Annotated in this window: 24 protein-coding genes and 2 pseudogenes; 16 read left to right on the plus strand and 10 right to left on the minus strand. The window is 66.2% G+C overall.

Features of this window, described 5'->3' with window-relative positions:
- The 5 genes from ACZ50Z_RS22735 to ACZ50Z_RS22755 all read right to left on the minus strand — a co-directional run bounded on the left by ACZ50Z_RS22735 (position 1) and on the right by ACZ50Z_RS22755 (position 5,156).
- Positions 1–1,170, minus strand: a complete 1,170-nt coding sequence (locus tag ACZ50Z_RS22735) for a sulfotransferase family protein (protein ID WP_464485579.1) — start codon at positions 1,168–1,170, stop codon at positions 1–3.
- Positions 1,167–2,294 (minus strand): LLM class flavin-dependent oxidoreductase, encoded by a 1,128-nt coding sequence (locus ACZ50Z_RS22740; protein ID WP_464485580.1) that lies wholly within the window; start codon positions 2,292–2,294, stop codon positions 1,167–1,169. Before ACZ50Z_RS22740 ends, ACZ50Z_RS22735 begins: the two co-directional genes overlap by 4 nt.
- 133 nt (positions 2,295–2,427) lie before the next feature.
- On the minus strand, positions 2,428–3,522 hold the full coding sequence (locus ACZ50Z_RS22745; protein WP_464485581.1) for an inositol-3-phosphate synthase: 1,095 nt from the start codon (positions 3,520–3,522) through the stop codon (positions 2,428–2,430).
- Positions 3,523–3,576: 54 nt separating this feature from the next.
- Positions 3,577–4,119, minus strand: a complete 543-nt coding sequence (locus ACZ50Z_RS22750; RefSeq protein ID WP_008262664.1) for a PadR family transcriptional regulator — start codon at positions 4,117–4,119, stop codon at positions 3,577–3,579.
- Positions 4,120–4,277: 158 nt separating this feature from the next.
- Positions 4,278–5,156, minus strand: coding sequence for a DUF1707 domain-containing protein (locus ACZ50Z_RS22755; protein ID WP_464485582.1), 879 nt, complete (start codon positions 5,154–5,156; stop codon positions 4,278–4,280).
- A 121-nt stretch (positions 5,157–5,277) separates the two neighbouring features.
- Here ACZ50Z_RS22755 and ACZ50Z_RS22760 point away from each other — a divergent pair, with 121 nt between their 5' ends.
- The 9 genes and pseudogenes from ACZ50Z_RS22760 (at position 5,278) to dnaB (ending at position 14,384) form a co-directional block, all read left to right on the plus strand.
- Positions 5,278–5,712, plus strand: a complete 435-nt coding sequence (locus tag ACZ50Z_RS22760; RefSeq protein WP_464485583.1) for a DUF5318 family protein — start codon at positions 5,278–5,280, stop codon at positions 5,710–5,712.
- On the plus strand, positions 5,709–8,333 hold the full coding sequence (locus ACZ50Z_RS22765) for a transglycosylase domain-containing protein (RefSeq protein WP_464485584.1): 2,625 nt from the start codon (positions 5,709–5,711) through the stop codon (positions 8,331–8,333). The genes ACZ50Z_RS22760 and ACZ50Z_RS22765 overlap by 4 nt, the downstream gene beginning before the upstream one ends.
- Positions 8,330–9,981 (plus strand): annotated as a pseudogene (locus ACZ50Z_RS22770) (glycosyltransferase family 87 protein); the annotation flags it as partial. The gene ACZ50Z_RS22765 and the pseudogene ACZ50Z_RS22770, both read left to right, overlap by 4 nt.
- 3 nt (positions 9,982–9,984) lie before the next feature.
- Positions 9,985–10,626, plus strand: coding sequence for a DJ-1/PfpI family protein (locus ACZ50Z_RS22775; protein WP_464486362.1), 642 nt, complete (start codon positions 9,985–9,987; stop codon positions 10,624–10,626).
- Between the two features lie 134 nt (positions 10,627–10,760).
- A complete protein-coding gene (rpsF, locus tag ACZ50Z_RS22780) occupies positions 10,761–11,051 on the plus strand; it encodes a 30S ribosomal protein S6 (protein ID WP_007771721.1) in 291 nt (96 codons plus the stop codon).
- Between the two features lie 119 nt (positions 11,052–11,170).
- Positions 11,171–11,695: a single-stranded DNA-binding protein gene (locus ACZ50Z_RS22785; protein ID WP_202349563.1), complete on the plus strand. Its 525-nt coding sequence runs from the start codon at positions 11,171–11,173 to the stop codon at positions 11,693–11,695.
- Positions 11,696–11,732: 37 nt separating this feature from the next.
- Positions 11,733–11,987 carry a 30S ribosomal protein S18 gene (gene rpsR / locus ACZ50Z_RS22790; protein WP_202349564.1) on the plus strand — a complete coding sequence of 85 codons (255 nt, stop codon included), beginning with the start codon at positions 11,733–11,735 and terminating at the stop codon, positions 11,985–11,987.
- A 31-nt stretch (positions 11,988–12,018) separates the two neighbouring features.
- Positions 12,019–12,477 carry a 50S ribosomal protein L9 gene (rplI, locus tag ACZ50Z_RS22795; RefSeq protein ID WP_067170745.1) on the plus strand — a complete coding sequence of 153 codons (459 nt, stop codon included), beginning with the start codon at positions 12,019–12,021 and terminating at the stop codon, positions 12,475–12,477.
- A gap of 530 nt (positions 12,478–13,007) precedes the next feature.
- A complete protein-coding gene (dnaB, locus tag ACZ50Z_RS22800; RefSeq protein ID WP_464485585.1) occupies positions 13,008–14,384 on the plus strand; it encodes a replicative DNA helicase in 1,377 nt (458 codons plus the stop codon).
- Between the two features lie 32 nt (positions 14,385–14,416).
- On the opposite strand, the pseudogene ACZ50Z_RS22805 reads toward dnaB, so the two are convergent.
- Both ACZ50Z_RS22805 and ACZ50Z_RS22810 read right to left on the minus strand, forming a co-directional pair.
- A pseudogene (locus ACZ50Z_RS22805) lies at positions 14,417–15,444 on the minus strand (fused (3R)-hydroxyacyl-ACP dehydratase subunits HadA/HadB).
- A gap of 434 nt (positions 15,445–15,878) precedes the next feature.
- Positions 15,879–16,472, minus strand: a complete 594-nt coding sequence (locus tag ACZ50Z_RS22810) for a helix-turn-helix domain-containing protein (RefSeq protein WP_464485586.1) — start codon at positions 16,470–16,472, stop codon at positions 15,879–15,881.
- 24 nt (positions 16,473–16,496) lie between these two features.
- Here ACZ50Z_RS22810 and ACZ50Z_RS22815 point away from each other — a divergent pair, with 24 nt between their 5' ends.
- From ACZ50Z_RS22815 to ACZ50Z_RS22835, 5 genes are all read left to right on the plus strand, one after another.
- Positions 16,497–16,880 carry a lipase family protein gene (locus ACZ50Z_RS22815; protein WP_464485587.1) on the plus strand — a complete coding sequence of 128 codons (384 nt, stop codon included), beginning with the start codon at positions 16,497–16,499 and terminating at the stop codon, positions 16,878–16,880.
- Between the two features lie 254 nt (positions 16,881–17,134).
- Positions 17,135–18,367 carry an acyl-CoA dehydrogenase family protein gene (locus ACZ50Z_RS22820; protein ID WP_464485588.1) on the plus strand — a complete coding sequence of 411 codons (1,233 nt, stop codon included), beginning with the start codon at positions 17,135–17,137 and terminating at the stop codon, positions 18,365–18,367.
- The gene (locus ACZ50Z_RS22825; RefSeq protein WP_464485589.1) at positions 18,368–19,492 is read left to right on the plus strand and encodes an acyl-CoA dehydrogenase family protein; all 1,125 of its coding nucleotides are present in this window, start codon (positions 18,368–18,370) and stop codon (positions 19,490–19,492) included.
- Between the two features lie 132 nt (positions 19,493–19,624).
- Positions 19,625–20,182, plus strand: a complete 558-nt coding sequence (locus ACZ50Z_RS22830) for a nuclear transport factor 2 family protein (RefSeq protein ID WP_464485590.1) — start codon at positions 19,625–19,627, stop codon at positions 20,180–20,182.
- Between the two features lie 52 nt (positions 20,183–20,234).
- On the plus strand, positions 20,235–21,020 hold the full coding sequence (locus ACZ50Z_RS22835) for an SDR family oxidoreductase (RefSeq protein WP_464485591.1): 786 nt from the start codon (positions 20,235–20,237) through the stop codon (positions 21,018–21,020).
- 8 nt (positions 21,021–21,028) lie between these two features.
- Here the strand turns inward: ACZ50Z_RS22835 and ACZ50Z_RS22840 are convergent, their stop codons facing one another.
- Positions 21,029–22,225: a cytochrome P450 gene (locus ACZ50Z_RS22840; protein ID WP_464485592.1), complete on the minus strand. Its 1,197-nt coding sequence runs from the start codon at positions 22,223–22,225 to the stop codon at positions 21,029–21,031.
- A 100-nt stretch (positions 22,226–22,325) separates the two neighbouring features.
- Between ACZ50Z_RS22840 and ACZ50Z_RS22845 the strand changes: the two genes are divergently transcribed.
- The gene (locus ACZ50Z_RS22845) at positions 22,326–23,180 is read left to right on the plus strand and encodes a TIGR03619 family F420-dependent LLM class oxidoreductase (protein ID WP_464485593.1); all 855 of its coding nucleotides are present in this window, start codon (positions 22,326–22,328) and stop codon (positions 23,178–23,180) included.
- 4 nt (positions 23,181–23,184) lie between these two features.
- Here the strand turns inward: ACZ50Z_RS22845 and ACZ50Z_RS22850 are convergent, their stop codons facing one another.
- Both ACZ50Z_RS22850 and ACZ50Z_RS22855 read right to left on the minus strand, forming a co-directional pair.
- Positions 23,185–23,613 carry a VOC family protein gene (locus ACZ50Z_RS22850; RefSeq protein WP_464485594.1) on the minus strand — a complete coding sequence of 143 codons (429 nt, stop codon included), beginning with the start codon at positions 23,611–23,613 and terminating at the stop codon, positions 23,185–23,187.
- A gap of 18 nt (positions 23,614–23,631) precedes the next feature.
- Positions 23,632–24,402 carry an SDR family NAD(P)-dependent oxidoreductase gene (locus tag ACZ50Z_RS22855; RefSeq protein WP_464485595.1) on the minus strand — a complete coding sequence of 257 codons (771 nt, stop codon included), beginning with the start codon at positions 24,400–24,402 and terminating at the stop codon, positions 23,632–23,634.
- Positions 24,403–24,536: 134 nt separating this feature from the next.
- Between ACZ50Z_RS22855 and ACZ50Z_RS22860 the strand changes: the two genes are divergently transcribed.
- Positions 24,537–25,223: a nitroreductase family protein gene (locus tag ACZ50Z_RS22860; RefSeq protein ID WP_464485596.1), complete on the plus strand. Its 687-nt coding sequence runs from the start codon at positions 24,537–24,539 to the stop codon at positions 25,221–25,223.
- Positions 25,224–25,338 lie beyond the last annotated feature (115 nt).

Below are 25,338 nucleotides of genomic sequence, written 5' to 3' on the forward strand. Positions count from 1 at the left end.
TCAGCCCCTGGTTTCGATCTCGACGCCGAATCGCTCACGGAACGCCTGGAATTCGGTGTGCAGCGCATCGAGGTCTCCGCCGATGTCGATCAGCAGCTGGGTGGAGTAGTAGAACTTGCCGTAGCGGTCGCCGCGGTTGTTGGCCAGGTAGTCGCGCATCGCCGATTCGGCCTCGGGTGTGAGTTGGCGTCTGGCGAACTCGTAGTACCGCCGGACCGTCGCGATTTGGTCGGCGACGAAGTCGGTGTAGCGGATGTGCAGGATGCGCGGATCGTCCACCATGGGGTTGGTCATGGTGTTGGCGACGCCATCGCGCGTCAACTCCAGATGCATCTTCGCCAGGGCGTGCAGGTCGACCGAACCGACCATGCCTTCGGCGATGTCGGCCATCATCATCGTGCGTGAGGCCGCGACCTGCACCGGGTCGCGGTGCAGCCAGACCAGGGTGGCGTCGGGGTAGGCGTCGAACATCTCCTTGAGCCGAAATCCGTGAAACCCCTTCAGCACCCAATATTTTGGGGGACGTTGGTATTGCAACTGTTGCAGCATGGCCTTGTGCAGCCGGTACTGCGCGGCCGGGTCGGTGGCCAGACCGCCGACCAGGGACTGCATGGGTACCCGCCACCACGCGGTCGGTGTCATCACCCGGAAGTCGAATGCCCAGGTGCGCTCGTCTTCGGGAAGGCCGTCGCCGAGCATGTCGTTGTAGGGGTGGCTGTGCAGCCACTTCGGCATCTTCGCGTTGATCTCGCGCCAGTCGGCGTCGGCGCGCGCCCGGCGCTCGTCGTCGGGACCGGCGAGACCCGGCGGCGGCGACGGATACATCACCTCCCAGAACCGCAGCGCGCGTGCCTGCGGGTCGACGGACATCAGGGCGTGCATCAGCGTTGTCCCCGAACGCGGTTCGCCGGTGACGAACATCGGGGAGTCGATCACCTCGTCGCCGATCGGGTACCGGTTGCGGTCTTCGATGAGTTCAAGCCGTGAGGTCAGCAGCCATCGGCACACCTGCGCGGCCTCGAATCTGCCGTCGGCGTCCAGGCCGAGGCGGTTCAGATGGTCGACGGCGACGGCGAAGCGCTCCGGCAATGTCGGATCGTCGTAGTCGCTCAGCCCGGTTTCGGCCTCCGCGCCGGCGAGCAGCTCCTCGGCATCCAAAAGCGTTGTCACGACGGGTCTCCGCACAGTCGCACGAGTTCGTCCTCGGCCGCGCGAACGTTCGCCGTCGAGGCCTGCGCGAACGTCAATCCGGCCATGGCGCCGTAGTCGAGAATTTTGGGGACGCGCAGCCCCGCGTCCACATAGGTCTTGACGATCTTGGCGACCTCTTTCGGTGTCCCGTGGGGCACCACGGACAGCACCATCTCGGGGCGCACCTTGCCCAGGAACTCGACGATGCGGTCCCGGGTGAGCACGGCGGGGTCGATGTCCTGGAAGCCACGCCAAGCGTCCCCCATGGGATGCTCGAAACCGAAGTCGCGCAACGTCTTCGCGGACACCTGTAGCAGAAACGCCTTGACCAAAGGGGCCTGCAGGATCTCGGCGAGGGCCGTGTCGTCTTCGCCGATCAGGCACACCTGGATGAAGCTCGGCGTGATCGCCATCGGGTCGCGTCCGGCGCGTTCCGCGGATGCCCTTACCGCGGAGAGCATCTCGGCGTAGTGCTCGGGAGTCCATGCGCCCGCCGGCCACCATCCGTCGGCGTGCCGGCCGGCGATGTCGAGCATTCGCGGGCCGCTGGCGCCGATCCAGATCGGCGGTGTCCGGCCCTCGTAGGGTTCGGTGTCCAGACGGGCGTGGTGCAGCGAGTAGAACTGGCCGTCGAAATCGACCGGCCCGTCGCTCTGCCAGAGCAGCCGGATCACCGTCAGGGCCTCCTCGAAACGGCTCACCGGACGGGAGAAGTCGAAGCCGTAGGGCAGGGTGTTTTCGCTCTCGCCGCTGCCCAGGCCGAGGACGAACCGGCCCTTGGCGAGGTGATCGATCGTCACCGCCGTCTGCGCGAGCATGACGGGATGGCGGCGCACCGTGTCGACCACGGCGCTGACGAGCGGCACCCGCTCGGTCAGCACGGCCGCCGCGGCCGCGACGGCGAGCCCGTCCAGGTGGCGGTGCGGCGATGGGGAGGCGGTGGCCAGATCGGTGAACTCGGGCGTCCAGATCGAGTCGGGCCAGAAGCTGACCATGTGATCGGGCAGCCAGATCGAGTGGTAGCGGCCGCTGTCGAGTTCGCCGAGCCGCGACAGGTCGAGCGGGAGCGTGGTGCGCAGGAACGCTGCGGGTTGAACGGTCATCGAAAGATGATGCTAAGCACCTGCACAGCATCGTGTCGATGATTTGGCCGCAACGGCCGCGAGCGTAACGCCGTGGCGGATCCTCGAGGGAAGATCGCCGTGGCGTTACGCTCGCGGGTCGCGAAAGGGTTGCTTAGCCCGAGATGATGAACTCTTCGAGCTGGGTGCGCGCGATGTCGTCGGGCAGCTGCTGCGGCGGGCTCTTCATCAGGTAGGCCGACGCCGGGATCACCGGGCCGCCGATGCCGCGGTCCTTGGCGATCTTGGCGGCGCGCACCGCGTCGATGATGACGCCGGCGGAGTTCGGCGAGTCCCAGACCTCGAGCTTGTACTCCAGGTTCAGCGGCACGTCACCGAAGGCGCGCCCCTCGAGGCGGACGTAGGCCCACTTGCGGTCGTCGAGCCAGCCGACGTGGTCGGACGGGCCGATGTGCACGTCCTTCGTCTTGAACTCGCGCTGCAGGTTGGAGGTCACGGCCTGCGTCTTGGAGATCTTCTTGGACTCCAGGCGCTCGCGCTCGAGCATGTTGAGGAAGTCCATGTTGCCGCCGACGTTGAGCTGCATGGTGCGGTCGAGCTGCACGCCGCGGTCCTCGAACAGCTTGGCCATCACGCGGTGGGTGATGGTCGCGCCGACCTGGCTCTTGATGTCGTCGCCCACGATCGGCACGCCGGCGTCGGCGAACTTCTTGGCCCACACCGGGTCCGAGGCGATGAACACCGGCAGCGCGTTGACGAACGCCACGCCGGCGTCGATGGCGCACTGGGCGTAGAACTTGTCGGCCTCTTCGGACCCAACCGGCAGGTAGGAGACCAGCACGTCGACCTGGGCGTCCTTGAGCGCCTGGACCACGTCGACGGCGTCGGCGTCGGACACCTCGATGGTGTCGGCGTAGTACTTGCCGATGCCGTCCAGCGTCGGGCCGCGCTGCACCGTCACGTTGGTGGGCGGCACGTCGGCGATCTTGATGGTGTTGTTCTCCGAGGCGAAGATGGCCTCGGACAGGTCGAATCCGACCTTCTTGGCGTCCACGTCGAACGCGGCCACGAACTTCACGTCGCGCACGTGGTACTGGCCGAACTTCACGTGCATCAAGCCGGGCACGGTACTGTTCGCGTCGGCGTCGTAGTAGTACTGCACGCCCTGAACCAGCGAAGACGCGCAGTTACCGACGCCGACAATGGCGACTCGTACCTCCGTCGACTCCTGCGGCTGATGCTCACTCATATGGGCGTTCTCCTAACCTCTGACCTCTGACTGGGATGCTGGTTCGTGCGGGGATTATGTTTGCTCGGAGAGGCCGGGCATAGCCCGCTCCGCGGCGATGAGCTCGTTGAGCCACTTGACTTCGCGCTCACTGGACTCGAGCCCCAATTGATGCAGCTGGCGGGTGTAGCGGTCGAACGAGCTACTGGCCCGCGCCACGGCTTCACGCAGACCCTCCCGCCGTTCCTCGACCTGACGGCGGCGGCCTTCCAGGATGCGCATCCGCGCCTCTGCCGGAGTCCGGTTGAAGAACGCCAGGTGTACCCCGAAGCCGTCGTCGGTGTAGTTGTGGGGACCGGTGTCGGCCACCAGTTCACCGAAACGCCGACGGCCCTCGTCGGTCAACTGGTAGACGCGCCGGGCCCGCCGGACCGGCGTCCCGGCCGGCGCGGCGTCCTCGGCGATCAACCCTTCGCCCTGCATGCGCCGCAGGGCCGGGTAGAGCGAACCGTACGAAAACGCCCGGAACGCGCCGAGTAAACCGGTCAGCCGTTTGCGCAACTCGTAGCCGTGCATGGGTGACTCGATCAGGAGACCCAGGATGGCGAGCTCCAGCATCGATTCACCCCCTTCAAAAAACGGTTTGCATGGCCAGTTACGACGGTCCGACGCCTCGCGCAATCGTATCGTCCCGATATATTAGCCACAACACCACTTGGTGTTGGTTTGCAATTCGTCACAGCGCGATGGGGCTCAGGTGCGCCGGGGACCGGACGCTACGTGGGCAAACTCATCTGTTTGACGGTGCCGTCACCGCCGAAAGCGATGTAGCCGCCGCCGTAGTCGCTGGAAACATACAGCGACAGCGTGAGCGCCCCGGGCGTGGTCGGGTCCTTCGCCGGCTCGACGATCAGATAGGTCGATTTCACGTCGGACGGCTTCATGCGCAGGGACTCGGGGGCGCCGCGCATGATGCCGACGGCCGCGTTGACGTCGAATTTGCTCAGGTCGACCGCCACGGGCCCGTCCGAGGAGCTCTTGGCCGAGCTGGTCGGATCGCCCCATCCGCCGCGGTAGGTATAGGCCAGCGCCCGCCGGTCGTCAGCGGGGTCCGGACGGTCCAGCACAGCGTAGGTCGGGTAGATCACCAGCCGGTAGCCCATGGTGTCGCCGAACCGTTTGCGCATCTGCTCGAGCAGCCCCGTGAGACCGCCGACCGAGTGCAGCTGCGTGGGCGGGGTCAGCACCACGGCGTTGACGCCGTCGGGCTTCGCTCCCGGGTCCGTGGTGAAGTCCAGCGGCGAGCGGGTGTTGCCGTAGAGGCCCCATCCGATGCCCACGCCCAGCAGCACCGACACGACGAAGGCGGCGGCCAGCGTGCCCCACCCGGCCGGCCGCGGTCGCGTGGGCCGCGAGTCGCGGGCGGGCAGTTGCCGCCCGGTGTTGGATTGCAGGTCGGCAACAAGACCCTGCAGGTCGCCCAGCGTCACCGCCTTGGTGGCCGCGCTGACCCGTTCCCGGTGCTCCTCAGCGGAGACCTCGCCGTCGCTCAGCGCGTTGTCGAGGATCGTGCAGGTGTTCTGACGATCGCTGTCTTTGGCGCGGGTGGTTGCCGTCACCCCGCCGGCGAGCGGTGTCGGAAGCCATTTCGCCACGGGATGATCGTAGAAGTCCGGCCCCGGTTGGGCGCAGAAACCGCCACCGATCGCCGCGGCGCGGTCCGCCACAGTTTTGGTTGCGTATCACTGGTCGGGATGGCGTCGTACTCTGGTGGGCGTGCGACTGCAGCGACAAGTAGTGGATTACGCGCTCCGGCGGCGCTCACTGCTGGCCCAGGTCTATTCGGGCCGCACGGGTGTGTCCGAGGTGTGTGACGCCAACCCGTATCTGCTGCGCGCCGCCAAGTTTCACGGGAAACCGAGCCAGGTCATGTGCCCGATCTGCCGCAAGGAGCAGCTGACGCTGGTGTCATGGGTGTTCGGCGAACACCTGGGGGCGGTCTCGGGTTCGGCGCGCACCGCCGAAGAGTTGGTGATGCTGGCCACCCGCTTCGACGAGTTCGCGGTCCACGTGGTGGAGGTGTGCCGCACGTGCAGCTGGAATCACCTCGTCAAGTCATATGTGCTCGGTGCGGCGCGCCCGGCGTCTCCTCCCCGGGGCAGCGGGCGCTCGCGGACGGCGCGCAACGGCGCCCGCACGGCCACTGAATGAGCTCGAATGACGAAGGACGGCACAGCCAGTCGTCCGGTGACCAGCGTGGGCCAGGGACCGAGCGGGTGGGCAACCACGACAAGGACGACCGCCGCGACCCTGAGAGGCGGGGCGCCGATCCGGAGGTGCCGGGACGACGGAATGCGCCGCCGTCCAATCGCCGCCGTCCCGGGCCGCCCGACGATCGCCTGACCACCATCCTGCCGCCGGTCAGAGATGACCGGGCGCCGCGGCGGTCCGACCCCCTCGACGAAGTCAAAGCCGCGTTGGCCGGCCCCCCGTCGACGCCGTTGCGGGGTGACGCGCTCGACGAGGTCAAGGCCGCCCTGGACCGCCGGGGGCCGGCATCCGGCCGGCAAGAGCGCGCCAGCTTCGGAGGCCGCCCGCCCAGTGGACCTCCTCCTCCACCGCCGCGGCGTGGGGGGCCCGGGGGGCCCGACGGTCCCGGCAGGCGCACGGCCGGGCCGTGGCGCGACTGGGCCTGGACGCAGCAGGTCAACTGGCTGTGGGTGCGCCGCGTGGCCTACCTGTGTGCGGTCGTGTTGGTGCTGTTGCCGATCGTCACCTTCGGCATGGCGTACTTCATCGTCGACATTCCCAAGCCGGGTGACCTTCGTACCAACCAGGTTTCGACCATTCTGGCCAGCGACGGTTCGGAAATCGCCAAAATCATTCCGCCGGAGGGCAATCGGGTCGACGTCAACCTCAATCAGGTGCCCGTGCACGTCCGCCAGGCGGTGATCGCCGCCGAAGACCGCAACTTCTACTCCAACCCCGGCTTCGACTTCAGCGGCTTCGCGCGGGCCGTGAGCAACAACCTGTTCGGCAGCGGGGACCTGCAGGGCGGATCGACGATCACCCAGCAATACGTCAAGAACGCCCTCGTCGGCTCGGCCCAACACGGCATCAGCGGCCTGATGCGTAAGGCCAAGGAATTGGTCATCGCCACCAAGATGTCGGGCGAGTGGTCCAAAGACGAAGTGCTGCAGGCCTACCTGAACATCATCTACTTCGGCCGCGGCGCCTACGGTATTTCCGCGGCGTCGAAGGCCTACTTCGACAAGCCCGTCGAGCAGCTCACCGTCTCGGAGGGGGCGCTGCTGGCGGCGCTCATCCGGCGGCCCTCCACGCTGGACCCGGCCGTCGATCCCAAGGGCGCCCTGGCGCGCTGGAACTGGGTGCTCGACGGCATGGTGGAGACCAAGGCGCTGTCGTCGAACGACCGTGCCGCGCAGGTGTTCCCGCAGACCGTGCCGCCCGATCAGGCGCGCGCGGAAAACCAGACGACCGGGCCCAACGGGCTCATCGAGCGCCAAGTGACCCGAGAACTGATGGATCTGTTCAACATCGACGAGCGGACCCTGAACACCCAGGGTCTGCAGGTCACCACCACCATCGATCCCAAGGCCCAGCAGGCCGCCGAAAAGGCCGTGTCGAAATACCTTGACGGCCAAGACCCCGACATGCGCACGGCGGTGGTGTCGGTCGATCCGCACGACGGCTCCATCCGGGCCTACTACGGCGGAAGCGACGCCAACGGTTTCGACTTCGCTCAGGCCGGACTGCAGACCGGATCGTCGTTCAAGGTGTTCTGCTTGATCGCCGCGCTCGAGCAGGGGATCGGCCTGGGTTATCAGGTGGACAGTTCGCCGTTGACCGTCGACGGCATCAAGATCAGCAACGTCGAGGGCGAAAGTTGCGGAACGTGCAACATCGCCCAGGCGCTCAAGCAGTCGTTGAACACCTCGTATTACCGGCTGATGCTCAAGCTCAAGGGTGGACCGCAGGCCGTGGCCGACGCGGCGCACCAGGCCGGCGTCGCGACCAGCTTCCCCGGCGTGGCGCACACGCTGTCCGAGGACGGCAAGGGTGGACCGCCGAACAACGGAATTGTGTTGGGCCAGTACCAAACCCGAGTGATCGATATGGCCTCGGCGTATGCCACGCTGGCCGCATCCGGCGTCTATCATCGGCCGCATTTCGTGCAGAAGGTCGTCAATTCCGACGGCCAGGTGCTGTTCGACGCGAGCAAGTCCGAGAACAATGGCGAGCAGCGCATCCCCAAGGCCGTCGCCGACAATGTCACCGCGGCCATGGCGCCGATCGCCAGCTACTCCCGCGGCCACGCCCTGGCCGGCGGCCGGCCGTCGGCGGCCAAGACCGGCACCACCCAGCTGGGCGACACCAACTCGGACAAGGATGCCTGGATGGTCGGCTACACGCCGTCGCTGTCGACGGCCGTATGGCTGGGTACGGCCAGGGGCGACCAGCCGCTGGTAACGGCTTCGGGCGCACCGGTTTACGGGTCGGGCCTGCCCTCGGATATCTGGAAGGCCACCATGGACGGGGCTCTTAAGGGCACCTCCAACGAATCCTTCCCCAAGCCGGCCGAGATCGGCGGCTATGCGGGTGTGCCGGCGCCGCCGCCCCCGCCGAAGCCGCCGGCGGAAACCGTCATCCAGCCCACCATCGAAGTGGCGCCGGGCATCACCATCCCGGTCGGTCCCCCCACGACGATCACGCTGGCGCCTCCGCCGCCCGGCGGTGGCCCGCCGGGCTCCCCGGAGCCGGGCGGGGGTGTCCCGCCGGGTGGGCCCCAAGCGCCGTCCCCGCCGCCGTGACCGGGGACGCGGAACACGGCGCGACCATTTCGCCGCGGCCGCTGGCCGCGGATCTGCGTAGCGCCCACAACCGAGACTGCCCGAGCCGCACCGACTTTCTGGGCGCCGCGCTCGCCGACGTCGTCGGGGGCCCCGTCGGTCGGCACGCGCTGATCGGCCGCGCCCGGTTGATGACCCCGCTGCGGGTGATGTTTTTGATCGGGCTGGTCTTTTTGGCGCTCGGCTGGTCGACCAAGGCGGCCTGCCTGCAAAGCACCGGCACCGGCACCGGCGATCAGCGCGTGGCCAATTGGGACAACCAGCGCGCCTACTACGAGTTGTGCTACTCCGACACCGTGCCGCTTTACGGCGCGGAGTTGTTGAGCCAGGGCAAGTTTCCGTACAAGTCGAGCTGGATCGAGACCGACTCCACCGGCGCCCAGCAGATCCGCTACGACGGCCGGCCCGCGGTGCGCTACATGGAGTATCCGGTGCTGACCGGGATGTATCAGTACGTCTCGATGGCGCTGGCCAAGACCTACACGGCGCTGAGCAAGCTGGCCCCGCTTCCGGTGGTCGCCGAGGTGGTGATGTTCTTCAACATCTCGGCGTTCGGGCTGGCGCTGGCCTGGCTGGCCACCGTCTGGGCGTCCGCGGGACTGGCCGGGCGGCGGGTCTGGGATGCGGCCCTGGTGGCGGCGTCGCCGGTGCTGATCTTTCAGATCTTCACCAACTTCGATGCGCTGGCAACGGGTTTCGCGATGGCCGGATTGCTGGCGTGGGCGCGGCGCAAGCCGGTGTTGGCCGGTGTGCTGATCGGGTTTGGGGCCGCGGCGAAGCTGTACCCGCTGCTGTTCCTGGGCCCCATGCTGCTGTTGGGAATTCGGACCGGGCGGCTGCGCGCGTGGGGCCGCACCGCGGTGGCGGCCGTGGTGACCTGGCTGCTGGTGAACCTGCCCGTGCTGGTGTTCTTTCCGCGCGGATGGTCGGAGTTTTTCCGGCTCAATACGCGACGTGGCGATGACATGGACTCGCTGTACAACGTGGTGAAGTCGTTCACCGGCTGGCGGGGTTTCGATCCCAAGCTGGGGTTCTGGCAGCCGCCGACGGTGCTCAACACGGTGGTGGCGGTGCTGTTCGTGACATGTTGTGCGGCAATCGCATTCATCATCTTGACCGCTCCGCGACGGCCTCGGGTGGCGCAGGTCGTGTTCCTGGTGGTGGCGGCTTTTCTGCTGACCAACAAGGTGTGGAGCCCGCAGTTCTCGCTGTGGCTGGTGCCGCTGGCGGTGCTCGCGCTACCGCATCGTCGGGTGCTTTTGGCCTGGATGACCATCGATGCGTTGGTGTGGGTGCCGCGGATGTATTACCTGTACGGCAACCCGAACCGTTCACTGCCCGAGCAGTTCTTCACCACCACGGTGCTGCTGCGGGACGTCGCGGTCATCGGGTTGTGCGCGCTGGTGATCCGTCAGATCTACCGGCCCGACGAGGATTTGGTGCGCTGGGGCGGACGGGTCGACGACCCGTCGGGCGGACCGTTCGACCGCGCACCCGACGCCCCGCCCGGCTGGCTACCGGACTGGCTGCGGCCGGCGGGGTCACGCCGTGCGAGCGCGCGGGCATCCGACCAGGCCGACCAAGAACCCGCGATCGCGAGCAGCGCGGCGCCATGACACAGGTTGCGATTCCGATCTTTCCGCGCTTCACCGCGCTGGATGCGGTGGGCCCCTACGACGTGCTGCAACGCATTCCGTCGATCGACGTCGTGTTCGTCGGGCACCGTCGCGGTGAGGTGCGGACCGATAACGGGATGCTCGGCGTCAGCTGCGACGCCACCTTCGACGAGGTGAGCGCGCCGGACGTGGTGGTGTTCCCCGGCGGCATCGGCACCCGCCAGCTGATCCACGACGAGTCCATCCGCGACTGGCTGCGGGCGGTGCATCCGAACACCAGGTTCACCACCTCGGTATGCACCGGCGCGCTGCTGTTGGCTGCGGCGGGGCTGATGGATGGGCTGACCGCCACCACCCACTGGGGCGCCGCCGAGCTGCTCAACAGTTTGGGCGCGCGGTACGTGCCGGAACGAGTCGTCGAGCACCTACCGCAGCGGATCATCACCGCGGCGGGGATCTCCAGCGGCATCGACATGGCGTTGCGGCTGGTGGAGCTCCTCGTCGATCGCCAGGCCGCGCAGGCCGCCCAGCTGCTCATCGAATACGACCCGCAGCCGCCCTTCGACTCCGGTGCACTCGCCAAGGCCGATCCGGCGACGGTGGCCAGGGCCAAGGAATTTCTGGCCGCCCGTCGATAGCGACGTTGCCCCCTCTCCCGGATTTTTCTGGTCAGGCCGCTATCCGGTAGCCTGATGCGGTTGCCGACGCAGGCGACCCTCCTGCCACGGATAGGCCGTGGCCGCTAGAGACCAGAGGAGGTGGTGAGGTTTCCATGCGTCCATACGAAATCATGGTCATTCTTGACCCCACGCTCGACGAGCGCACCGTGGCCCCGTCCTTGGAGACGTTCCTGAACGTCGTCCGCAAGGATGGCGGCTCCGTCGACAAGGTCGACATCTGGGGCCGGCGCCGGCTGGCCTACGAGATCGCCAAGCACGCCGAAGGCATCTACGTCGTCGTCGACCTGAAAGCCGAGCCGGCGACGGTGTCCGAGCTCGACCGCCAGCTGAGCCTCAACGAGTCGGTACTGCGCACCAAAGTGATGCGCACCGACAAGCACTAACAATCGTGGCCGCGCCGTGGACCCACGGCGGGGCGCACGTGCGTAGGCTCTCAGCGAGAACACGCTCATGACATCCACTACCGGAGCGGCGAGCAACAGCGTGGAACGAGGAGGAAACTGTGGCTGGTGACACCACTATCACCGTCGTCGGAAACCTGACCGCAGACCCTGAGCTGCGGTTCACTCCGTCGGGTGCCGCCGTCGCGAATTTCACGGTGGCGTCGACGCCTCGCATCTATGACCGCCAGAGTGGGGAGTGGAAAGACGGCGAGGCGCTGTTCCTGCGGTGCAACATCTGGCGGGAAGCCGCTGAGAACGTCGCCGAAAGCCTCACCCGTGGCTCCCGCGTGATCGTCACGGGCCGGCTCAAGCAGCGTTCGTTCGAGACCCGTGAAGGCGAGAAGCGCACCGTCGTCGAGGTCGAGGTCGACGAGATCGGTCCCTCGCTGCGGTACGCCACGGCCAAGGTCAACAAGGCCTCGCGCAGTGGCGGCGGTGGCGGTGGTGGCGGCTTCGGCGGTGGCGGCGGCGGTGGATCCCGCCAGCAGGCGGCGCCCGCGAGCAGCGCACCGGCCGACGACCCCTGGGGCAGTGCGCCGGCATCGGGCTCGTTCGGCGGCGGCGACGACGAACCGCCCTTCTAAGAAACTTCAGCAGTAGAAAAAGGAAAGAAAGACAGACATGGCCAAGTCCAACAAGCGGCGCCCGGCTCCGGAAAAGCCGGTCAAGGCACGGAAATGTGTCTTCTGCGCCAAAAAAGATCAAACGATCGACTACAAGGACACCGCGCTGCTGCGCACCTACATCAGTGAGCGCGGCAAGATTCGTGCGCGTCGCGTCACCGGCAACTGTGTGCAGCACCAACGTGACGTCGCCATCGCGGTGAAGAATGCCCGCGAAGTGGCGCTGCTGCCCTTCACCTCCTCGGCGCGATAGTCGCTGAAGGCCAACTGAAAGTACGAAAACGATGAAGCTGATTCTGACGGCTGACGTCGACCACCTCGGTACCGTCGGCGACACTGTCGAGGTCAAGGATGGCTACGGCCGCAACTACCTGCTCCCGCGCGGTCTGGCGATCGTGGCCTCGCGCGGCGCGCAGAAGCAGGCCGACGACATCCGCCGGGCCCGCGAAACCAAGGCGGTGCGCGACCTCGGCCACGCCAACGAGCTCAAGACCGCGATCGAGGCGCTGGGGCCGGTCTCGCTGCCCGTGAAAACCGCCGCGGATTCCGGGAAGCTGTTCGGCTCGGTGACCGCCGGCGATATCGTCGCCGCGATCAAGAAGGCGGGCGGTCCCAACCTGGACAAACGGATCGTCCGGCTGCCCAAGTCGCACATCAAAGCCCTCGGTACCCACCCGGTGGCGGTGCACCTGCACCCGGAGGTCGACGTCGAGGTTGCGCTCGAGGTAGTGGCGCAGAGCTAAGCGCCCCACATTTGCTCATTCCCGGCGGTGGCCTTGATCGGCCGCCGCCGGGCTTCGTTGTGCAGCGGCCTTGCGGCCGCCGTCCGCCCCGGGCGGTCGCGGACATGCCCCCTAGCGAACTATTTCCCGGGTGCATTCGGCCGGTCCCCGTTACCGGCCCGTAACGCTGGGAAAATGTCGCGGAAAGCCAACACGCCCGGGACGGTAACCTGGCCCGACACGCCGTAGAGATTCTTGTCCACACAAATTTGATGGCGTTGTATGGCTGGTATCTGCACTGATGTCCTAGCCCTTTGCATTAATCCACAGGTTCTCCACACCCCGGTCAACACAGGTGTCGACGGATATGCACACACGATCCACAGCTTCATGAACAGCACCCCTTTTACCTAGTAGCCAGCAACGTCTAACGTCGTCCCGGCGTCTGGCGCGCGAATGCTCTGGGGCGAAGGTGTCAGGACCTTGACCTACCCTCAATGTCAGCTATCGAATGTATGTTCGGGTGAGTGGATCACGGGAGAAGGGAATCCATGGCGGTCGTCGATGATCTGACGTCGGGCATGGATGCATCGTCGCCCAGCGAGGACTTCGGACGTCAACCGCCGCAGGATCTCGCGGCCGAGCAGGCCGTGCTGGGCGGCATGTTGCTGAGCAAGGACGCCATCGCCGACGTGCTCGAGCGGCTGCGGCCCGGGGACTTCTACCGTCCCGCGCACCAGAACGTCTATGACGCGATCCTGGATCTGTACGGGCGTGGGGAGCCGGCCGACGCCGTCACGGTCGCCGCCGAGTTGGATCGCCGCAACCTGCTGCGCCGGATCGGCGGCGCGCCGTATCTGCACACGCTGATCTCGACGGTGCCGACCGCGGCCAACGCGGGCTACTACGCGACCATCGTGGCCGAGAAGGCGCTGCTGCGGCGGCTCGTCGAGGCCGGAACCCGGGTGGTGCAGTACGGCTACGCGGGCGCCGAGGGCGCCGATGTGGCCGAGGTCGTCGACCGAGCGCAGGCCGAGATCTACGAGGTGGCCGAGCGGCGAACGACGGAGGATTTCGTCCCGCTTGAGGATCTGTTGCAGCCGACGATGGACGAGATCGACGCCATCGCCTCCAACGGCGGCGTGGCGCGCGGTGTGCCAACCGGTTTCACCGAGCTCGACGAGGTGACCAACGGTCTGCACGCCGGGCAGATGATCATCGTGGCGGCCAGGCCTGGAGTGGGGAAATCGACGCTAGGACTAGATTTTTTACGCTCGTGTTCGATCAAGCACCGGATGGCCAGCGTCATCTTCTCGCTAGAAATGAGCAAGTCCGAGATCGTGATGCGGTTGCTGTCGGCGGAGGCGAAAATCAAACTCGCGGACATGCGCTCGGGCCGTATGAGCGATGAGGACTGGACGCGGCTGGCGCGGCGGATGAGCGAAATCAGCGAGGCCCCACTGTATATCGACGACTCGCCGAACCTGACCATGATGGAGATCCGCGCCAAAGCGCGCCGGTTGCGGCAGAAAGCCGACCTACGTCTGGTCGTGGTCGACTATCTGCAGCTGATGTCGTCGGGAAAGAAGGTCGAGTCGCGACAGCTCGAGGTGTCCGAATTCTCGCGCCACCTCAAGCTTTTGGCCAAGGAGCTCGAGGTTCCCGTCGTCGCGATCAGCCAGCTCAACCGCGGTCCCGAGCAGCGCACCGACAAAAAGCCGATGCTGTCCGACCTTCGCGAATCGGGAAGCTTGGAGCAAGATGCCGACATGGTGATCCTGCTGAACCGGCCGGACGCGTTCGAACGGGACGATCCGCGCGGGGGAGAGGCGGATTTCATTCTCGCCAAACACCGCAACGGCCCGACGAAGACGGTGACTGTTGCGCACCAGCTGCACCTGTCGCGCTTTGCCAACATGGCGCGGTGACAAACGACCCGACCACCACGATAAGTGCAGTCTCAGCGGAAGCGGATGTTCAACGTCGCCAGGCCAAAGATCTTGCGGCCGGCCGACTTTGCGCCGACGATCACGACTCCGCTGCGGGTTTCCGGGTCCAGCGATTTGATCCGGCCGCTGTATTCGATATCGGCACCCTCGGTGGCCGACACGACCACGGGCTGGGACAGCCGCACCGCGTAGCGGGTAACCGCACCGGGATCGCCTGACCATGCCGAGCCGAATCCGGCACCCAACGCCATCGTGAGCATTCCGTGGGCGATCACGTCGGGCTGCCCCGCCAATTTGGCGAGGTTTTCGTCCCAATGAAGCGGGTTGGCATCGCAGGCCACCCCGGAGTAGTTCACCAGGTCGCCGCGCGACAGTCGGGCGTGGTGGACCGGTAATTCGTCGCCGACCTTCACGTCATCGAAGGATGGTGTTCCCGGGGTGCGGGTCGTGCCTGCGTGGGCGATCCGAACCTCGTCCGCCGGGCGCAGTGTCTTCTCGTAGTCCTCGTCGGAGTAGTCGATTCCGGCGAGGTTCACGTCGTGCATCATCACCTGTTCCGCGACGCTCCTGATCGTCGGATCGACATCCTCGGCGGTGACGCCCACGACGGTGGTGTGCAGGGTGTGCACCCGCTCGCCGGCGGTGTCGGTGAACGTGTTGGTCACGGTGATCAAGTCTCTGCCGGCGATCCTGCGCACCGAGGACAGTTCGACGTCAATGTGCAGTTCGTCGCCGGCCACGATCGGGCGGTGTTGTTCGAAGACTTCTTCGGTCTGCAGGTACATCTCGTAACCGATGACCACCGACTCGAACAAGTGCCGATTGGCGGCCATGGCCGGGGCCGACGTGAACGTCAGCGGCGCCACCAGGTCCGGATATCCCAGTTCAGCGGCAGCGTCGAGTTTCCAGTGCGCAGGGTGTAGTCCTGCACGGCACGGGCGAACTCGCGAACTTTCTCGCGGCCGACCTGGTAAGTGTCGTCGATCCGGTAGTAGTGGCCGACCCGCGCTTCGAGAGCCGACGCTTCTGCTGCTGTCATGGAGTGCCCAACTTTTCTGTCGGCCTGTTGACGGAAGCCGACCCACGCACACTAACCCGGCGACACCAGGCCACCGGAGGCCGCAACAGGAATGACCATATTGCCCCGCTGAAGTTACCGCTGGCCGACCATCTCCGACGTCATCGACATTCGACGTCGACCGCATCGACGACCTTTTGACGAGAATTCTGCAACACCGCAGTCGCCTACACGAGTCTGGCAGCGGCGGAGCTGCCAGACAGAATGCAAAATCAGTAACGGGTCTAGCCGTTCGAATTCCGCGGGCTATAACCGCTCGCCGTCAGGTTCGCGTTTCGCGAGGCAATTCCTGTCGTCATCAAGGACATTGGCGGTTGCGGTCATCGCCCGGCACGCTTTGTGCCGCCGCAATAGGTTGAATCGATCGCCGCGCGCCGCAGGGTGTAGTCAAATCGTCATGGGTGGAAGTGGTCGAACTGGTGTAGCTGGGGGACGGTGGTGACCAGATGTGCGACCACGTGGGCGCTGAGACACTTGTGCTCGTACGGTACGTCGCCGGGGAATCGCACGAAGTCCCCGGCGGAAAGTCTGACCGGCTCGATTAATGGCCCGGTCTGCAGCTCGCCACTGATGACGTACAGATGGTGGAGTGTTCCCGGTGAACCTGGCTCAGGTCTCTGGTCGGTAGGAGCGTTGCGCGCCAACTCCAGAAGCTGCGTGCGGACATAACCGGTGCCGTAGACCTCGTCGAGAATGCGCACCCGGTACCCGCCCGCCGCATTGCGCCCGGCGGCATCGCCGCGTTGCACGAATACAGGAGTGCCCCACTCGGTGAGCAGGCGGCGGGCCGGGATGTCGAGGGCAGCACCGATCTGGACAAGTTTCTCAATAGTTGGATTGCCTTGCCCTTGCTCGATTTTCGACAGCGTTTGTTTGGACAGCGCTGATCGTCGCGCCACTTCGCCGAGCGACATTCCGCGCTCCTGCCTGTAGCGGCGCACATTGCGCGCGACCAGTTGAGCGGTGAGAGACCCGTCAGCTGCTGTCACTTTGCCAAGACTCAGAACCAATGTGTGGGTGAGACGGTCGTCAACTTCATGTTCCGTCATATCGACCGGTACTTCACCGAAGACATCGCACGTGTGGTTGACGAGGAACCATTCAAGACGATGTTCGACCAGCAACGCATTGGCCTGCTCAACCCCACCGGGCCGGTGCTGGTGAACAACAACCGCTACGACCCGCTCGTGCCGTGGACGGCCGCGCATCAGATGGCCCTCGACTGGTGCGCTCGGGGCGCCGATGTCCAGTTCAACACCAACGAGGAGCCGCCTCTGTTGAACAAGCTGGCGATCAACCATGCGCTTCCCATGGTCGTCGATGCACACATGGCACTGGACTGGGTCGCCGACCGATTCGCCCGGCTGCCCACCACGTCAAACTGCGGGGCGATCTAATTGTGCTGCGGTGTTTTCGCGCGTCTGCTCTCGCATCCACGATGGTCGCGCGGCTTTCCCCCATCGACAGCAGCCAGATCGAGTGGGACGTAGTGATTTTCGATCGTGCCGACGGCGCCTCGACGCCGTCCAGCTCAAGTTGCTGTGCTGTTTGTGCAAGCGCGGACCCGATGGACCCCAAGCTACCGCCGGTTCGGTGAGAGCTAGACTCACGCGAACATCGCGGTGATACGACGTCATGGCCGGAGAAACTCATGGATCTGCTGTGGTCGAAACAGGATCGCGCGTTTCAAGACGAGGTCCGGGCTTTTCTCGACCAGAAGCTGACTCCCGAGCTGCGGCGCGCCGGACGGTTGATGACTAGTGTCTACGCCGAGCACGAGGCGAGCATGGCGTGGCAGGCGATTCTGCACGAACGGGGCTGGGCCGCGCCGGCATGGCCGGTCGAATACGGCGGGTGCGACTGGAGCCTCACGCAGCACTACATCTTCAGTCGCGAATCGACGCTGGCGGGTGCGCCGTCGCTGTCGCCGATGGGGATTCGGATGGTCGCTCACGCGATCATCAAATACGGCACCGATGCGCAGAAAGACTACTTCTTGCCCCGCATCCTGACCGGTGAGGTGTTCTTCTGCCAGGGGTACTCCGAACCCGAGGCCGGGTCGGATCTGGCCGCATTGTCGATGGCGGCCGTCGCCGACGGCGACGATCTGGTGTGTACCGGCAGCAAGATCTGGACTACCCATGCCGCCGAGGCGAATTGGATGTTCGCGCTCGTGCGCACCTCGCGCATGGACAAGAAGCAGCAGGGCATCACCTTCGTCCTGATCGAGATGGCCTCACCCGGCATCGCGATTCGCCCACTGGTTATGACCTCTGGCGAACAGATCCAGAACCAGGTCTTCTTCGACGAGGTGCGGGTGCCCAAAGCCAACGTCATCGGCGATATCGACAGTGGCTGGACCGTTGCGAAATATCTGCTGGAGTTCGAACGCGGCGGTGGCGCGGTGGCGCCGGCCTTGCAAGTGGCCGCCGAGGAGATCGGTCACGCGGCCAAGGGCCAGCCCGGCCCGGCCGGCGGCCGGCTGGCCGACGACGCAGCCTTCATGCACAAGCTGGCGGACGCGCGGATCCGCGCCGAGGTGCTCGAGGTCCTCGAATACCGGGTGCTCGCCGCGGCGGCCGGCGGCCGCAACCCCGGCACCGCGTCGTCGATGCTCAAGATCTTGGGCACCGAGCTCAGCCAGGCACTCACCGAGCTCGCGCTGGAGGCGGCCGGCCCGCGGGGCCGGGCCTACCAGCCGCACGTGACCGCACCCGGCGGCCCCATCGCCGAGTTCGAACCGCCGCCCGACGGATACCTGACCGGCGAGCCGTGGCAGGCGGTCGCGCCGCTGCGATATTTCAATGACCGCGCCGGCTCGATATACGCCGGTAGCAACGAAATTCAGCGGAACATCCTCGCCAAGGCCGCACTGGGACTGTAGATGGACTTCACCCTGACCAACGAGCAGCAACTGCTGCGCGACGAGCTCGCGAAGTTTCTCGCCGCGCGATACAACCTCGAAACGAGCCGTGCGGCCGCGAAGACCGGTGCCGGCTGGCAGCCGGACATCTGGCGCGGATTCGCCACCGAGCTGGGCATCCTGGGCGCCACCCTGCCCGAAGACGTCGGCGGAATCGGCGGTGGCCCAGTCGAACTCATGGTTATCACCGAGGAGCTCGGCCACGCCCTGGTGATCGAACCCTACGTCGACACGGTGGTCGTTGCGGGTGGGCTGCTGCACCGCGCCGGAGGCCCGGAGGCGACAGCCGTGCTGAAGGAGATCATCGCCGGCACCGCGGTGGTCGCGCTGGCCGCCGGGGAGCCGGACTCGGCCGATCATCGGCAGGTGGCAAAGACCGTCGCCCAACCCGACGGCGATGGCTGGGTATTGAACGGCGCGAAGGTCGTCGCCGTGGCCGCACCGTTGGCCACGCACCTGCTGGTCGCCGCGCGCACGGAGGGCGTCGACGGAATCTCGTTGTTTCTCACCAAGGGTGACGCACCAGGCATCGAGATTCACCCGTATCGCACCATCGACGACCGGCGCGCGGCCGACATCGTGTTTCACGAGGTGCGGTTGCCATCTGAGGCGTTGCTCGGGGAACAGGGCCAGGCAGGGCCGTCGCTGGCCCGGGCGCGGGACGAGGGCGCCGCGGCGATCTGTTCTGAGGCGGTCGGCTGCATGCGAAAAGTGTTGGAGGACACCGTCGAATACTGCAAGCAACGCAAGCAGTTCGGGCAGCCGATCGGTAGCTTCCAGGTATTGCAGCACCGCATGGTCGACATGTACATGGAACTCGAACAGGCCGTCGCCGCCGTCTATCTGGCCATCCTCAATCTCGAGGCCGACGAGGCGATCCGTGCCCGTTCGGTATCGGTCGGCAAGGCCACCATCGGCCGTGCGGCACGCTTCATCGGCCAGCAAGCCGTGCAGCTGCACGGCGGGATGGGGATGACCGAGGAGCTGGCAATCGGCCATTACTTCAAACGGCTCACCGCGATCCAATACGAGTTCGGCACCACCGACCAGCACATCGCGCGCTACGCCGAGCTGACCAACGCCTAGCTCGCCATACAGGTTGCCCTCATTCGAGGGTTCCGGTTAATCGAACTTTCATAATGGCCCGCCGGGACGACTGCGCGCCGCTGTATGCTATACAGACGTACAGCGCAGAGAAATTTCAGCGGAAGGACCGTCATGACCAACGGCGACGAGCTCAAGCAGCTGCAGGAGCGGGTGCAGTACCTCGAGGACCGCACTGCGATCCTCGATTGCGTGATGAATCAGTCGCGCGGCCATGACCGTCACGACGCGGAATTGATGGGTAGCGTCTACTTCGAGGACGGGGTGGACGAGCACGGTCCGACCGTGAAACTCGGCCCGGAATACGGGGATTGGGCCAACGAGGCGCACAGCATGGTCTTCGAGGATCACCTGCACAACATCACCACCCACACCTGCGAGATCAACGGCGACGAGGCCCATGCGGAGAGCTACGTCATTGGGGCGATGCGGGCCAAGGGCGGCAAGGTCGTGTCGTTGATGGGCGGCCGTTACCTCGATCGCCTCGAGCGCCGGCACGGCGTCTGGAAGATCGCGCTGCGCCGCTGCACCCTGGAGTGGATGATGAGTGGCGATTCGTCGGTGATGGCCTCCGGCGCTGTCAAGGGGTTCATCAAAGGCAAGTGGGACCGCACCGATCCCTCCTACGCCCGCCCGCTGACCATCGAAGACGTTCCCGCCGAACGGTGGTGAACGTCGGCGGAACGCGAGGACGACCACGGCGACGCCGAGTCGAACGGCAGCGATGAAGCTCGATGGGCGGGTCGCGATGGTGACCGGCGGCGGCTCGGGGATCGGCCGTGCCACCGCGCAGCTGTTGGCCGGCCGCGGCATGCGGGTGTGCGTCGTCGACGTCGACGAGGCCTCCGCCGGTACGGTCGCCGATGAAATCGGTGGCCTCGCACGGGGGTGCGACGTTTCCGACCCTCAGCAGATCGACGCCGCGTTCGAGTCCTGCCTCGATGAGTTCGGCGGCCTGGACGTGGCCTTTCTCAACGCGGGCATCAGCATTCGCTGGTCCGGGGATATCGCCATGTTGGAGGCCGCCGACTACCGTCGCTCCCTCGGAGTGAATCTCGACGGGGTCGTCTTCGGCGCCCGCGCCGCCGTCCGTGCGATGCGGGCCTGTCCCGCCGCGGGCGAGCGCGCGATCGTGGCGACCGCCTCACTGGCCGGAATCCTGCCTTGGCATCCCGACCCGGTCTACTCGCTGGGCAAGCACGCCGTTGTCGGCTTTATGCGGGCCATTGCGCCCAACCTATCGCCGGAAGGCATTGCAGTGCACACCGTTTGCCCGGGGATCACCGAAACGGGCGTGCTCGGAAACCGGCGCCGACTGGTCGAGGGCGCCGGGGTGCCGGTCATGGAACCGCAGGCGATCGCCGACGCCGTCCTGGCCGCGGTCACGGCGCCCCTCGATGCCAACGGGTCGACGTGGGTCGTGCAGCACGGGAAGCCGCCCTGGGCAATGCAATTTGCGGAAGTCCCGGGCCCCGACAGCCGGCTGAACGTGCCGATCAGCGCCCGCTGACCGCACGGTCAGCCGAGCACCGTCGGCATGCTGTCCCAGCCCCGCACGGTCGCGGTGGGCGCCCGCACGGCGTTGTCCAGGTCCACGGTCCAGTCCGGCCAGCGCTTCAGGATCTCTTCCAGCGCGACCCGACCTTCCAGCCGGGCCAGCGAGGCGCCGAGACAGAAATGGGTGCCTCGCCCGAACGCCAGGTGATTGACGCTGCGGTGGACATCGAACCGGTCGGGGTTGGCGATGCGGCGCTCGTCGCGGTTGGCTGCACCCGTCATCAGCAGCAACGCACTCCCGGCAGGAACGGTTTTCCCATGATAATCAACATCTTTGGCGACATAGCGCGCGATGTTGTGGACGGGGGGTTCGAACCGCAGCACCTCTTCGACGGCGCTCGCGATCAGGTCCGGCTTCTCGACGAGCTGGCGGCGTTGATCGGGATGCTCACCCAGTAGCTTGCCGAGCCACCCGAACAGCCGGCCCACCGTCTCGGTGCCGGCGTTGGCAATGACGCCGAGCAGGACCAGCAGTTCTCCGGCCGACAATCGGCGCGTCTCGCCGTTCACGTCCCGAAATTCGGCCGCCAACAGTTCGGTGACCAGGTCGTCGGAGGGATTCCGCTCGCGCCATTGCACGTAATCACGAAACATGTTGCCGTTGAAGTAATTGTTCTTGCTCACCGGCAGCGGCTCGCCGGGCCTGTTGCGCAACCGCTGCCCCGCCGCCTTGCGGACACTGCGCTGCAGCGAGTCGGGCATGCCGACCAGCATCCCGATCACGCGCATCGGCATCTCCGCACCCAGATCAAGGGTGAAGTCGAAACGATCCCCGGACGACAGCGGATCCAGGCACGCCGCGCAGAATGCCCGCACCTGATTCTCGATCGCCTTCATCTTCCGGGGCGTGAACGCGCGTGACACCAGTAAGCGGTGCATGGTGTGCAGCGGCGGGTCCTCGTTGATGAACACGCCGGCCGGCATCACCGGCTCCGCCTTGACCACTTCGAGGATGTCTCCCTTGGCGGAGCTGAGGTTGTCGATGTCGCGCAGTGCGTCGTCGACATCGGCGAAGCGGCTCAGTGCCCAAAAGTCGAACTGCTCGTTGTAATACAGCGGCGATTCGTCGCGAAGTCGCCGGTAGGTGGGGTAAGGGTCGGCGTCGATCTCGACGTTGTAGGGATCGTAGGAGATCTGGCCTTCTGTCACCGCGTGCATCGCACTCCTCGTCCTCGCGGGATCGCAACTATGCCTCTGCTATACGATCGTATAGCAGAGGGGCGCTTGCCGGCGCGCGGATTGACCCGAAGGAGCGTCGATGGAGCTGGGATACGTCTCGCTGAACACACCGGGGGATGTCTCCCTCGCCGCGCTCGGACCAGAACTCGAATCGCGAGGGTTCGAATCGCTGTGGGTCGGTGAGCACCCGCAGATCCCGGTATCGGCCGCCGGTGGATTCCATCCGGCGCTGTTGCAGGCACAGAAGCGCATCTGGGACCCGTTCTTGTCGCTGGCCACCGCGGCCGCGGCCACGTCGAACCTGCGTCTGGGCACCGCGGTCGCGCTTCCCTTGGAACGCGAGTTGTTCACTTTCGCCAAGGAGGTCGCGACGCTCGACCACATCAGCAACGGGCGGTTGATGTTGGGCGTCGGGGTGGGATTTCGCGGCGAACTCGCGGTCGCCCGCCCTCGCCTGGCATGGTCTGAGCGCTACCGGGCGCTCGGTGAGATGATCGCCGCGCTGCGCACGCTCTGGAGCGACGACGAGGCCGAATACCACGGGGATTTCGTCGATTTCGAGGCGGTGTGGTCGAATCCAAAACCGAGGCAGCGTCCCCACCCCCCGCTCTTGGCCGCCGCCACCGGTGCCAAGGCCATCCGCAGCTGCCTGCCATGGGCCGACGGCTGGCTGCCCGGTGACGCGGCGTTTCCCGATCTGCCAACCGCGCTGGCGGAGTTCCGCCGCGCGGCACAAGAAGTCGGCCGTGACGCAGGCGACCTGGATCTGACGATCATGGTCTGGGGTGACCCGTCGCTGCGGCGGCTGGCGAGCTACCGGGATCTGGGTTTCACCCGGGTGGTGCTGGGCGGGGGCCGCCGCGACGCGCTCGACCCGTCGACGACGCTGGCGTTTCTCGACCGGTACGCCGACATGGCCGGCGAACTCGGCTGACGACCTAGGTCTTCGGGACGGGGCGGACGCTGGAATGGACCAGCTCGAGCAGCTGGCCTTCGGGGTCGCGCACCATGCAGGCGAAACCGCCACCCGGATCGGCGATCACGCTCCCGCCGGAGTCCTTCACCGCCGCTTGCGCCGCCGGGAAATCATCGACCGCGATGGACAAATGCGTCAGCCCCGCCCCGACCATCGTCCGTTCCGGCTCCTCCGGCGCCGGATACCCGGAGAACGTGAGCAACTGCAGGATGAAGCCGTCATTGTCCAGATAAACCGCCTCGAATCCGATGGGCGGCTCCAACCCCAGCAGACCGGCCGCGAGCTTGTCCGGCACGGTCAGGCGGTTCACCTCGCTGAACCCAAGCGCCTGGTAAAACCGCTGCACCTTGGGCAGATCGCGGACACGCAATCCCAGATGGCTGACACTCATGGCTGCCTCCCGAATGTCTCAGATGCCGGCGGGACCGGGGCCGCCGTGCATGTACAACGTCTGACCTGAGCAGTAGCTGGACGCATCGGAGGCGAAAAACAGCACGCCGTAACCGATCTCGTCCGGCTCGGCGATTCGCCCCGACCCATTTGTCTGGCCGATCATGTTGATGTCGAAGCCCTGGCGCTCCGCGTCGGCCTCTAGACCGGGCGTGCGGATCGCACCGCAGGCGATGCAGTTGACCCGCACTCCCTTGCGGGTCCAGGCCGCGGCCATCGAGCCGGTGAGGTTGTTCAGCCCCGCCTTGGCGGCGGCATACACGGGCGCCTGTGGCATGGCCAACAGACTCGCGCCCGACGAGATGTTCACGATGGCGCCTTTACCCGCTGCGATCATTGGCTTGGCGGCCGCGCGCGACAGGTACCACGCGCTGGACAGATTCAGATCCAGCACCTGGTGCCACTCGTCGTCGGTCCACTTCATCAGGGACTTGGTCTCACCTCCGCCGGCATTGTTCAAAAGCACATCCAGGCGGCCGAATTCGGCCAGCGTCGCGTCGACGAGGGATTGGCACGCCGCGGCGTCGGTCACGTCCGCCGGGACGGCCAGCGCCCGCCGTCCCAGCGCTTCGATCTCGGTAGCCGTGGCCTTCAGCGGCTCCTCCCGGCGTCCGGCGAGCACGACGTCGGCGCCGTGTTCGGCGAGCACCAGCGCCGATGCCCGGCCGATGCCGGTCCCGCCGCCGGTGATGACGGCCACCCGCCCCTCCATCGAGAACCTGTCGTCCACAACACCACTTCCCATCACCAGCCGGACAGATGCAATACGACTGTACAGCATGGGCGAAACGCGGCCATACGCTTTCGCGGCAAACCCCACGAACTCTCTCGACATGACGCGTGCGGGTCGAGTACACCTGTGGCATGCCGGATTCCACCGATGACGTCTGGGAAGTGCTTTCGACCGCACGATCGATGCGCAGGTTCACGGATGACCCCGTCGACGAGGACACACTGAACCGCTGCCTAACGGCCGCGACATGGGCGCCCAACGGTGCCAACGCGCAACTGTGGCGCTTTGTCGTACTGTCCGCGCCGCACCAACGTGCCGCCGTTGCCCGAGCGGCGCGGTCGGCGCTGGGCACCATTGAAAAGATCTACGGGATGAAGCGACCGCCGGTCGACGATCACAGCCGAGCCGCCCGCAACAACCGAGCCACGTACGAGCTGCACGACCGTGCGGGGGAGTGCACCTCGGTGCTGTTCACCGCATACAAGAACGACTTCGCCTCCGAGCTCCTGCAGGGCGGATCCATCTACCCGGCGATGCAGAATTTCTACTTGGCCGCCCGCGCACAAGGTTTGGGAGCGTGTTTGACGAGCTGGGCGTCCTACGACGGCGAACGGATCCTGCGGGAGGCCACCGGCGTGCCCGACGAATGGTTCCTGGCCGGGCACATCGTCGTCGGCTGGCCACGCGGTCACCACGGTCCGGTGCGTCGACGGTCCATCGACGACGTGGTGTTCCGCGACCGCTGGGACCCTGGCCGCGCAGACATCGTCTACGGGGGCGGCGCACGCCCAAACCGCGCCAAGAAGTCGGCTGATTGATCGCTGCTGTCCAGGGGCAAAGCCGTCGGGGTAACCGCCTTGTGCTCGCCGGGGCCTTCCGCTATACAGTCGTATAGCATTCACGGGTGTGGGTGGCGGGCAAGGAGTGGCTGAC

This window comes from Mycobacterium sp. NTMscope_MAC_269, from assembly GCF_976985695.1.

Bases quoted from the DNA above. Each gene is read 5' to 3' on its own strand.
- ACZ50Z_RS22740 (WP_464485580.1), bottom strand. From the start codon at position 2,294: ATGACCGTTCAACCCGCAGCGTTCCTGCGCACCACGCTCCCGCTCGAC.
- ACZ50Z_RS22745 (WP_464485581.1), bottom strand. From the start codon at position 3,522: ATGAGTGAGCATCAGCCGCAGGAGTCGACGGAGGTACGAGTCGCCATT.
- ACZ50Z_RS22750 (WP_008262664.1), bottom strand. From the start codon at position 4,119: ATGCTGGAGCTCGCCATCCTGGGTCTCCTGATCGAGTCACCCATGCAC.
- ACZ50Z_RS22765 (WP_464485584.1), top strand. From the start codon at position 5,709: ATGAGCTCGAATGACGAAGGACGGCACAGCCAGTCGTCCGGTGACCAG.
- ACZ50Z_RS22775 (WP_464486362.1), top strand. From the start codon at position 9,985: ATGACACAGGTTGCGATTCCGATCTTTCCGCGCTTCACCGCGCTGGAT.
- rpsF (WP_007771721.1), top strand. From the start codon at position 10,761: ATGCGTCCATACGAAATCATGGTCATTCTTGACCCCACGCTCGACGAG.
- rpsR (WP_202349564.1), top strand. From the start codon at position 11,733: ATGGCCAAGTCCAACAAGCGGCGCCCGGCTCCGGAAAAGCCGGTCAAG.
- rplI (WP_067170745.1), top strand. From the start codon at position 12,019: ATGAAGCTGATTCTGACGGCTGACGTCGACCACCTCGGTACCGTCGGC.
- dnaB (WP_464485585.1), top strand. From the start codon at position 13,008: ATGGCGGTCGTCGATGATCTGACGTCGGGCATGGATGCATCGTCGCCC.
- ACZ50Z_RS22820 (WP_464485588.1), top strand. From the start codon at position 17,135: ATGGATCTGCTGTGGTCGAAACAGGATCGCGCGTTTCAAGACGAGGTC.
- ACZ50Z_RS22825 (WP_464485589.1), top strand. From the start codon at position 18,368: ATGGACTTCACCCTGACCAACGAGCAGCAACTGCTGCGCGACGAGCTC.
- ACZ50Z_RS22830 (WP_464485590.1), top strand. From the start codon at position 19,625: ATGACCAACGGCGACGAGCTCAAGCAGCTGCAGGAGCGGGTGCAGTAC.
- ACZ50Z_RS22835 (WP_464485591.1), top strand. From the start codon at position 20,235: ATGAAGCTCGATGGGCGGGTCGCGATGGTGACCGGCGGCGGCTCGGGG.
- ACZ50Z_RS22840 (WP_464485592.1), bottom strand. From the start codon at position 22,225: ATGCACGCGGTGACAGAAGGCCAGATCTCCTACGATCCCTACAACGTC.
- ACZ50Z_RS22845 (WP_464485593.1), top strand. From the start codon at position 22,326: ATGGAGCTGGGATACGTCTCGCTGAACACACCGGGGGATGTCTCCCTC.
- ACZ50Z_RS22850 (WP_464485594.1), bottom strand. From the start codon at position 23,613: ATGAGTGTCAGCCATCTGGGATTGCGTGTCCGCGATCTGCCCAAGGTG.
- ACZ50Z_RS22860 (WP_464485596.1), top strand. From the start codon at position 24,537: ATGCCGGATTCCACCGATGACGTCTGGGAAGTGCTTTCGACCGCACGA.